The organism is Chromobacterium piscinae (genome assembly GCF_021129175.1).
GTDB classification, from domain to species: Bacteria; Pseudomonadota; Gammaproteobacteria; order Burkholderiales; family Chromobacteriaceae; genus Chromobacterium; species Chromobacterium piscinae.
Map to the genome: position 1 here is coordinate 1 of NZ_JAJOHV010000144.1, position 9,388 is coordinate 9,388.

Consider the following 9,388-nt stretch of genomic DNA (forward strand, 5'->3'; position numbering starts at 1 on the left):
CAGTCTTCTGGCGGGGTTTTGGCGTTTCTGGCTGCAGTTTGTTCAAGTCCTCTGGGAGCGCCGTCCATCGTCGTTATCCATCCTTTTGTCGGTGTCGGATGCCATTTGTCATTGCCTGGCGCTATTCTTGCAATGATGGCTGAGTATTGGGGATGGCGATGCGAGATGGACCGATGAAGCCTGCGGCGGGTTTCACCATGCTGGAGGTGCTGATTGCGCTGCTGGTGCTGGCGATGGGCGTGTTGGCGGCTATCGCGGTGATACTGAATGCGGAGCGCGCCAGCGGTTCCGCCTACTTGCGGCAGATGGCCAGTCAATATGCTTACGATATGGTTGACCGGATGCGGGCGAACTCCGCTCAGGTCAGCGCGGGCAACTACGATGTGGCGTCGGGCACCGCGCTCTCGACTTTGCAAAGCGATTGCGCCACTTCCGCCTGCAGCGCGGCGACGATGGCCACTTATGACAAGTATCAGTGGCTGAGCGATTTGCAGAACAATTTGCCCGGCGGCACCGGCAGCGTTTACCAGCCTACAAACGGCGGCAGCACCGAGCGCGTGGTGCAAATCTGGTGGACGGATGGCAACGCGGTCAGCGGCGGCAGTCAGCAGACCGTGACGGTGAGGACCATCATGTGAAAGCCTGGCGAACGCAGTCTGGATTCTCCCTGATTGAATTGATGGTGGCGATCACGATCGGTTTGCTGCTGCTGACCGCTCTGGTCGGCATCATGGTGGGCGGGCGCAAGGACTACTCCACCAATACTGGACAGGGCATGTTGCAGAACGCCGGGGCGACCTTGTCCAGCGTGATTTCGCAGACGGCGCGTTCGGCCGGTTTCTTTGGCTGCTCCGGTACCTCCACATCGAATGCTTTAGTGACCGCCAACGGCCTGTTGAGCAGCTTCAACTCGCCGGTTATCGGCTATGACGCGACCTTGGCTTCGTCGACGTTGACGCTGGCCGCGCTCAACGGCAACAACGACAGCACATTGACTGACTGGTCGCCGACGCTGGACAGCAGCTTGCAGGGGAAAGTGGCCCAGGGCAGCGATGTGCTGGTTTTCTCAGGACAAACCAATGGCACGACGCCGGTGTGGGTCAATACCTATGCCTCGGCCGGCAGCACCGCGCTGGCCACGCTGGCCGCTTCCGGGGTGGTGGCCAACAATCTGTTGGCGGTGTCCAACTGCGGGCACTCGACCATTCTGCAAGTCAATAACGTCAGCAGCACCAGCAGCGGCAGCGTGATCAACTTGAAGCAGGCTTTGGATGCGGATTTTCCGGTGGGCTCGGTGGCGGTTCCCTTGTCGCAGACCGCTTATTTCGTCGCGCAAGCGACGGGCGCGCAAAGCGCGCTGTATCAGGCCGTGTATGACGGCACAGCTGCCAGTTGGCAGCTGACGCCGGTGGTGCCTGGGGTGGACATGCTGCAGGTGTGGTACGGAGTAGGCAGCACGCCGGGAGTGACCACGCAGTATCTGCGCGCATCCCAGGTCAGCAATTGGGCGCAGGTCAACAGTCTGAGGATCGCGGCATTGCTGGAGGGACCGTTGGGATCGGCGCCGGCGGGCGGTCGCGCTGGCTGCGCGAATCAGACTAACTGGACGGTATTGGGCAACACGGTGGTAGTGCCTTGCGATACCCGGTTGCGGCATGTGTATACGATGACCGTGTCCTTGAGGAATGCCGGACTATGACGATCTCAAGAGCTGACTTGGTTGGGCAGAAGGGCGTAGTGCTGATCGTCGCGCTGATTTTCATGCTGGTGATCATGATTCTGGGCCTGGCGGGCAGCAGCCAGTCGCTGGGACAGCTGCATATGGCCAGCAATAACGCCCTGTATCAAAACAATATGCAATTGGCGGAGGGCACGCTGCGCCAAGCCTATGCCTCTATGCTGCAAGGCAATTTCGCCAGCCAAAACTTCACCGTTTCCGGCAGTAATGGATATTACCAGTTTAATGCTAGCGCAACGCCGATCTGGCAGCAGAATCTCTATACCGCTTCATTCTGGAGCGACAGCTCCAAGACGATAAGCGGCTATGCCGGCACGCCGGCGGTTTCGGGCATCGTTAGCAGTTACGTGGTGGAAAGCATGCCGGCTTCGTGCCGCGCCGGCGTCAGTTGCGGCAATCGCGGCATTTATGGCTTGCAGACAGGCAGCAACAATTACCGGGTGACCGCCCGAGTGGCGACAAGCAGTGGGGCCAGCCCAGTGGTGGTGCAGGCGATTTTCACGCAGTGAGGCGTATATGGCGAACCGGGCAACCTTGACGCGTATTGCCGGCAGCATCGCGCTGCTGGTCGGGTTGACGCTGGCGACAATATGGGTGAGCGGCGCGGGTTCAACCGCGACATTGGCGATTTCCCAGGTGCCGTTGACGATCAGCACGCCAGCGCGGCCGCAGGTGGTGATCGCGGTGACCAATTCGGAATCGATGGACGGCAGCACCATTACCTATTGCAATGGTACTGGCAACAGCGGGGCCAACTGCAGCAACGGCTTTTCCACCACCTACACCGGCCGCGGCGGAGCCTTGTTGACCGGTTCCGGCGCGGTGGGCGGCTTGACCGGCTCTTCCTCGCCGATCAATTACCCGGTGCCGGCCAACTTCACGCCGCCCATTTCCGGCGGGGCGGCCGGCAGCATGCAGCCTTACACTTCTACCCTGTCCACCGGGCAGTTGGCTGACAATAGTCCATCGCGTCTCAATGTGGCCAAGGCTGGCATTCTTTCGATATTGAACACCTACCTTGCCACCACTGATTTCGCGCTGCTGTCCTATCAGATGAGCCGTACTTCGTTAAATACCACCTGGGTTTACTATATGTCGCCGCCTGGCGGGTTCGGCTTCACCAACGCGCCTGCCTCCACCAGTACCACTGACACTGTTCTTAACCCGTGCTACGGCTACCTGTCGCTAGGCACGCTGCTGTCAACGGTAAAAAGCAACTGCGCGGCCGTCGCGATGGGGCTGGGGCTCAGCGGCACGACCATGAGCGGCGCTCAATACATGACGGTGTCGGCCACCAGCGACGATGCCAGCATCAACGACGTGTTGTACAGCTCGGGTCTGAACCCGGTATTCATGACCTACGGTACCGTCAGTCCCAGCAATCCCTACAGCTACTATTCGCTGAGCAGCTATAAGACAGGTTCAGTAACCGTGTCGTACAGTTTGACGGCGCCGGGGGGCTTTTCCGGTTGGGGCACCTCCCCGACCAATGCCGGCTATGTTCCTTTCACGCCGCAGGTGCTGTACGCGCAGCGAGGCTGGGGCTATGGCGGTTCGCAGTCGTACAGCGGCGCGACCACCAATGTGGCGATGACCAATCTGGGCAGCCCGTCGTCCAGCCAGATCACCAGCGCCTATAACAGCTTTTCGCCGTTTTTGCAGCCGGAGACCAACTCCACCAGCACGACGGAGATCAAGGCGGCGGCGGGACAATCGCCGATCTATGCGCTGTTGAAGACTGCGCAAACTTCTTTCACCAGCACCTCGTCCAGCAGCGGCTGCGCGCCGCAGAAGTACGTGGTGCTGATCACCGATGGCTTGCCCACCCAGGATAAGAGCGGCTATTTCTGGCCCCCGGTCGGCAGCGCCGCAGCCACCGGCTACGGAGTGACCGCCAGCTTCAACGCCGATGGCTCGCTAAATACCAGCGGCACCAACAGCCAGGCTCTGCTCGACGCCATCAGCCAGATCCAGACCCTGGCTACCGCAGGGATCAAAACCTATGTGATAGGCCTGGGCGCGGGGGTGGCGCCGGCCACAAACCCGGTCGCGGCGCAAACGCTGACCGCGATGGCGGTGGCGGGCAACACCGGCTCCTATTATCCCGCTGTCAGTCCGACCGCCTTCAGCAACGCGCTGAGCGCGATTCTGGTGCAAATCCAGAAGGGCAGCTACGACCAGGCTTCTGTGGCCCTGAACAGCACCACGCTCAGCACCAACACCCAGGCTTTCCTGGCCAGCTTCAATCCAAGCGACACGCCATATAGCGACTGGACCGGAGATCTGGCCGCCTACACGCTTGGCAGCAGCAGCGGCTTGAACGTCAGCACCTCGGCCAGCTGGAGCGCGCAGGCGCAGGTGGACACCTTGGCCAGCGGCAGCGGATGGCAGAGCGCGAGGCTGATCGCCACCTGGGACGGAGTGAACAGCAAGGGCGTGCCGTTCCGCTGGCCGGCTACCGGCGTCACTGGGATCAACAGCACGCAGCAGTCGCAATTGCAGCCCTCGGATACCAAGGGTAGTCTTCGCGTCAACTACTTGCGTGGCGACACTTCCCAGGAGGTGCGCAACGGCGGTGGATTCCGCAACCGCAGCCATCTGCTGGGCGACATCATCGACAGTGGGCCGGCCTATGTCGCCAAGCCGAATGGCCCCTATATCGATACCAGCTATCAGACGTTCATCAGCAACAACGTCAGCCGCACGCCGATGCTCTACGTCGGCGCCAACGACGGCATGGTGCACGCCTTCAACGCCAGCACAGGCAACGAGGTTTTCGCCTTCGTGCCCAACGGCGTGTTCGCCAATCTGTACCAACTGACCAGCGCCTCGTACAACAACAATCATCTCTATTTCGTCGACGGCTCGCCCCAGGCGGGGGACGTGATGTTCTCCGACAATAGCTGGCATTCGGTGCTGGTGGGCGGCTTGGGAGGCGGCGGCAAGACCATCTACGCGCTCGACGTGACCTCGCCCTCGACTCTGACGTCGGAAACGGCGCTGGCCAACGCCGCGCTGTGGGAATTCAGCGATACAGGCATGGGCTATTCCTATGGCCGTCCGACGGTTGCCCGTTTGAACGGCGCGACCAACGCCTTCGCGGTGTTCTTCGGCAATGGTTATGCAAGCAGCGGCAACCACGCGATCTTCTACGCGGTCAATCCGCAGACCGGCGCCACGCTGGCCAAGATAGACCTGTGCAGTTCGGTGCCGGCGGCCTGCAACAGCAGCGCGCCGCAGGGCCTGTCCGAGGTGGTGGCGGTCAACAGCAGCGGCAACGCCGGCGCGGCGGTGGATACCGTTTACGCTGGAGATCTGCAGGGCAATCTGTGGGCGATCAACGTGTCCAGTTCCACGCCGGCCAACTGGTCGGCGCGGCTGCTGTTCACCGCTACCGACAGCAGCGGCAACCACCAGCCGATCACGGCGGCTCCGGTAGCGACGCTGAATCCCAACTTCCCCAAGCAGAAGGGCATGATGGTGTATTTCGGCACCGGGCAGTTGCTGGCCCAGGCCGATCTGACCAATACCAATACCCAGGCCTTCTACGCGGTCTACGACAATATGAGCATCACCGGCCTGACACCGTCCAATCTACTGCAGCAGACCGAAACCGCGATCACCACGTCCGTGTCTGGTTTTCCCAGCACCACGGTCTCGTCCACGCAGTACAACTGGCAGAGCCCCAATCCGCCGCTCAGTTGCGTGGTGGGCAAGACCTGCCCGACGCTGTACGGTTGGTATTACACGCTGGGCTTCGCCGGCAGCGGCGCCCGAGTGCTGACGAATCCGCAGCTCTTCGCCGGCAATGTGGTGTACACCACGTTCACGCCGTCATCGTCGGCTTGCACCGCGGGCGGCAGCTCATTCCTGATGGCGTCCAGCTATGCGACGGGCGGCCCCCCGGCCCAGCCTTTCCTGGACGCCAATGGCGATGGGGTGGTCAATGGCAGCGATGTCTACAATCAACAACCGTTGTCGGGCGTGCAATTGGGCAGCTTCTTCGCTTCGTCGCCGGCCTTCGTGGTTTCCAATCAGGGCGGCTACTCCGCCAGCATCCTGGTGGGCGGCGGCAACGGCAACAGCCGCAATAACTGCGCCAACGGCAAGCTGAACTGCACCAGCAGCAGCCCGTCGCAGCAATATTATTCCTGGAGCGGATGGTGGCAAATCCTTTAAAAAAGCCCATGTGGCGGGGAGGGGGCATGCGCGGCTTCACGCTGGTCGAACTGATGATCACCCTGGCGATCGTCGCCATCTTGGGCACCATCGCTTATCCGATGTACACCGGCTATGTGCAGCGATCGCGGCGCAGCGATGCCTGGCAGGCGCTAAATACGGCGCAGGCGCAAATGGAACAGTGTTATGCGCAGTATTTTGCCTATAACAACGCAGCCTGCACGGTGACAGTGGCCTCTCCCAGCGGCTATTACCAAGTGCAGATCGCCTCCGGCACCAGCGCCAGCGCCTATACGTTGACGGCTACGCCGACCAATCCGGGACTGCAGACTGCCGATACCAGCTGCAGCAGCTTCAGCGTTGGCAATGGCGGCATTCGCAGCTCGCTGAATGCGCAAGGCGCGGACTCTTCCAACACTTGTTGGCCGCATTGAGGGAGCGAGAGATGAGGCCGCGGGCGGGGAAGGGCTTCACGTTGGTCGAAATGATGGTCACGGTCGCGGTGGCGGTGCTGATGGTGACCGTGGCCCTGCCGGCCTGGCAGGTATTCGTCCAGAACGAGAGGCTGAACAGCACGCGCGATCAACTGATCAACGCGATGAACCAGGCGCGGGCGCTGTCGATCAGCAATGACGATGTGGTGACCATCTGTCCTTACAACGCTAGCTCCGCCTCCAGCTGCGGCGCCAGTTGGAGCGCCGGCTGGGCGATTTTCGAATTGCCGCAGGGCAGCGCCAGCTCCACCAGAGTGCAAGCCCAGCCGTTGACCGTAGGCTCCTCGCCTACCATCAACGCCGCCACTTCGGCCGGCGCGGCGATCCCCAGCATTAGCTTCAATCCGCGCCCGCCCTATGTCGCGGCAGCCCAGACCGGCGATTTCCGCCTTTGCGACAGCCGGGGCGTCAGCTATGCGCTGTCGTTCAATCTGCAGACCACCGGCTATATCCAGCAGGCCAGCAGGGCCGGCGTCACGCTGGCGGGCGCCGCGCTCACCTGCCCCTGAGGCGGCCGGAGTTGGGCAGCCGTCGGCGACGGTGGTATGCTTCGCGATCCGTTCCGTTTCATGGCGCCGCGGCGGTCTCGGCATGATGTGCCGCGTCGGCGTCCGCTCAAGGAAAAGCATGGTTTACCCGTCGCCGTCGTTTGAAGACAAAATCTGCCCGCCGGAACAGCTGGCCGAGCGTCTGGCCGCGCTGCCGCGGCCGCTGGTGTTCACCAACGGCTGCTTCGACATCCTGCATCGCGGCCATGTCACCTACTTGGCGCAGGCGCGCGCGCTGGGCGCCAGCCTGGTGCTGGGATTGAATACCGACGCTTCGGTGAAGCGGCAGGGCAAGGGCGACGATCGTCCGATCAACAATGAACTGAACCGCGCTGCGGTGCTGGCGGCGCTGGAGAGCGTCAGCCTGGTCACCTGGTTCGACGCCGACACCCCGGCCGAGCTGATCGAGCAGATCAAGCCCGACGTGCTGGTCAAAGGCGGCGACTGGACCGTGGACAAGATCGTCGGCAGCGGCGAAACGCTGGCGCGCGGCGGCCAGGTGCACTCCATTCCTTTTCTGTTCGACACCTCCACTACCAAGACGCTGCTGAAGATCCGCGCGAACGAGGACAAGGCGTGAGCGAGCACGCGTTCGCGGTGCTGCGCCGCCTGTCCGACGGCCGCTTCCATTCCGGCGAGGACATCGCCCAGGCGCTGGGCTGCTCGCGCACGCTGGTGTGGCAGGCGGTGCATGCGATCGAATCCGAACTGGGCCTGGACGTATTCAGCGTGCGCGGCCAGGGTTACCGGCTGGCTCGTCCTTTCGACTGGCTGGACGTGGCCGCGGTCCGCGCGGGCCTGCCGCCGGCCGCGGCCGAGACGTTCACGCTGGCGGTGGCCGAGCGCACCGATTCCACCAATAGCCAGTTGATGGCGCGCGCCGGCAACGGGGGCTTGCATGGTCTGGTGCTGGCCTGCGAGCAGCAGACCGCCGGCCGCGGCCGGCTGGGGCGGCGCTGGCAGGCCAGACTGGGATCGGGCCTGACCTTTTCGCTGCTGTGGCGTTTCGAGCGCGGCCTAGCCGAGCTGGCCGGCCTGTCGCTGGCGGTGGGCGTCGCGCTGGCGCGCGCGTTGCGGACGCTGGGCGCGCCAGTGGAGCTGAAGTGGCCGAACGATGTGCTGCTGGATGGACGCAAGCTGGCCGGCATCCTGATCGAGGTGTCCGGCGACGCGCTGGGCCCGGCGGCCGCGGTGATCGGCATCGGCTTGAACGTCGCCGATCCGGGCGAGGTCGACCAGCCGGTGGCGGCGCTGGAGCAGGCAGGCGTGGCGCCGGATCGCAACCGGGTGCTGGCCGCCTTGCTGGGCGAGCTGGAGCGGGTGCTGGCCGATTTCGACCGCGACGGCTTCGCGCCATTGCGCGACGAATGGTGGAGCCTGTGCGCCCATCGGCAGGCGCAGGTGCGGCTGAGCTTCTCGCATGGCGAGCCGATCGACGGTGTCGCCTGCGGCGTGGCCGATAACGGCGCGCTGTTGACGGAGACTGCGCAGGGAATAAGAGCCTTCCACATCGGCGAAGTCAGCCTCAGGGGGCGTCAATGAAACTATTGATAGATGCCGGCAACAGCCGGGTGAAATGGGCCTTGTACCAAGGCGAGGACTGCGTGCGTCAAGGCGCGGCCGAGCACGGCGAGCTGGCCGGTCTGGCCGATGCTTGGCGCGGCCTGCCGCTCGAGGGCGCCTGGCTGTCTTCGGTGGCGCGCCGGGAAGTGATCGACGCGCTGTCTGCCGCCGTGCCTTGCCCATTGCACCGCGTGCATGCGGAACGCCGTTTCGGCGACGTGTGTAACCATTATCGCAACACCGCCGAGCAGGGCGCCGACCGCTGGCTGGCGGTGCTGGCCGCGCGCGAGTTGTGCCGCGGGGATGTCATCGTCGCCTGCGCCGGCACCGCGCTGACGGTGGAGGCGCTGACCGCCGAGGGCGATTATCTGGGCGGCCTGATCCTGCCTGGCCACGGCCTGATGCTGCACAGCCTGGCCCAGGGCACGGCCAATCTGAACCGCGCCGCCGGCGAGATCGCCGATTTTCCGCAGGGGACGCAGGACGCGCTGGCCAGCGGAGCGATGGCGGCCTTGACCGGCGCCATCGAGGAGCAGCGGCGCAAGCTGGCTGAGCGCACCGGCCGCGCGCCGGCCACGGTGATCCTTACCGGCGGCGACGCCGCGCGCATCGCGCCCTGGCTCGCGGCGCCGTTGCAGATCGTGGATAATCTGGTGCTGATGGGTTTACTCAAGGTGGCGAATACGTGATGAAGTGGCTAGTGGCGCTGGTGGTGGTGCTGAATCTGGTGGTGGCGATGTACGGCTCGCTGAAGCAGCGGCCGCCGCTGGACGTGCACGCCCAGGAGGTCAGTCCCGGGCAGGTGAGGCTGCTGCCCGCCAACTGGAAGCCGGACGCGTCCGCGCCCAAGGCGCAGGCCAGCGCGC

9 protein-coding genes are annotated in these 9,388 nt (G+C 63.7%); all 9 read left to right on the plus strand.

Annotated elements, in window-relative coordinates:
- The first annotated feature begins 158 nt into the window (after positions 1 to 158).
- The 9 genes from pilV (at position 159) to LQR33_RS23275 (ending at position 9,211) form a co-directional block, all read left to right on the plus strand.
- The gene (gene pilV, locus LQR33_RS23230) at positions 159 to 638 is read left to right on the plus strand and encodes a type IV pilus modification protein PilV (RefSeq protein WP_166441443.1); all 480 of its coding nucleotides are present in this window, start codon (positions 159 to 161) and stop codon (positions 636 to 638) included.
- Positions 635 to 1,699, plus strand: coding sequence for a PilW family protein (locus tag LQR33_RS23235; protein WP_166441444.1), 1,065 nt, complete (start codon positions 635 to 637; stop codon positions 1,697 to 1,699). Before pilV ends, LQR33_RS23235 begins: the two co-directional genes overlap by 4 nt.
- 38 nt (positions 1,700 to 1,737) lie before the next feature.
- Positions 1,738 to 2,247 (plus strand): pilus assembly PilX family protein, encoded by a 510-nt coding sequence (locus LQR33_RS23240; protein ID WP_231470626.1) that lies wholly within the window; start codon positions 1,738 to 1,740, stop codon positions 2,245 to 2,247.
- Between the two features lie 7 nt (positions 2,248 to 2,254).
- Complete coding sequence (locus tag LQR33_RS23245; protein ID WP_231470627.1) at positions 2,255 to 5,917, plus strand: pilus assembly protein; 3,663 nt, start codon at positions 2,255 to 2,257, stop codon at positions 5,915 to 5,917.
- Between the two features lie 26 nt (positions 5,918 to 5,943).
- The gene (locus LQR33_RS23255) at positions 5,944 to 6,351 is read left to right on the plus strand and encodes a type IV pilin protein (RefSeq protein ID WP_269326319.1); all 408 of its coding nucleotides are present in this window, start codon (positions 5,944 to 5,946) and stop codon (positions 6,349 to 6,351) included.
- 11 nt (positions 6,352 to 6,362) lie between these two features.
- Positions 6,363 to 6,920 carry a GspH/FimT family pseudopilin gene (locus LQR33_RS23260; RefSeq protein ID WP_166441471.1) on the plus strand — a complete coding sequence of 186 codons (558 nt, stop codon included), beginning with the start codon at positions 6,363 to 6,365 and terminating at the stop codon, positions 6,918 to 6,920.
- 118 nt (positions 6,921 to 7,038) lie between these two features.
- Positions 7,039 to 7,539 (plus strand): D-glycero-beta-D-manno-heptose 1-phosphate adenylyltransferase, encoded by a 501-nt coding sequence (gene rfaE2, locus LQR33_RS23265; RefSeq protein ID WP_231470628.1) that lies wholly within the window; start codon positions 7,039 to 7,041, stop codon positions 7,537 to 7,539.
- Complete coding sequence (locus LQR33_RS23270; protein WP_221664278.1) at positions 7,536 to 8,501, plus strand: biotin--[acetyl-CoA-carboxylase] ligase; 966 nt, start codon at positions 7,536 to 7,538, stop codon at positions 8,499 to 8,501. The genes rfaE2 and LQR33_RS23270 overlap by 4 nt, the downstream gene beginning before the upstream one ends.
- Complete coding sequence (locus LQR33_RS23275; RefSeq protein ID WP_166441450.1) at positions 8,498 to 9,211, plus strand: type III pantothenate kinase; 714 nt, start codon at positions 8,498 to 8,500, stop codon at positions 9,209 to 9,211. Before LQR33_RS23270 ends, LQR33_RS23275 begins: the two co-directional genes overlap by 4 nt.
- The last annotated feature ends 177 nt before the right edge of the window (positions 9,212 to 9,388 follow it).

Excerpts from the sequence above, each read along its gene's own strand:
- pilV (WP_166441443.1), top strand. The coding sequence starts at position 159 with ATGCGAGATGGACCGATGAAGCCTGCGGCGGGTTTCACCATGCTGGAG.
- LQR33_RS23260 (WP_166441471.1), top strand. The coding sequence starts at position 6,363 with ATGAGGCCGCGGGCGGGGAAGGGCTTCACGTTGGTCGAAATGATGGTC.
- LQR33_RS23245 (WP_231470627.1), top strand. The coding sequence starts at position 2,255 with ATGGCGAACCGGGCAACCTTGACGCGTATTGCCGGCAGCATCGCGCTG.
- LQR33_RS23255 (WP_269326319.1), top strand. The coding sequence starts at position 5,944 with ATGCGCGGCTTCACGCTGGTCGAACTGATGATCACCCTGGCGATCGTC.
- rfaE2 (WP_231470628.1), top strand. The coding sequence starts at position 7,039 with ATGGTTTACCCGTCGCCGTCGTTTGAAGACAAAATCTGCCCGCCGGAA.
- LQR33_RS23275 (WP_166441450.1), top strand. The coding sequence starts at position 8,498 with ATGAAACTATTGATAGATGCCGGCAACAGCCGGGTGAAATGGGCCTTG.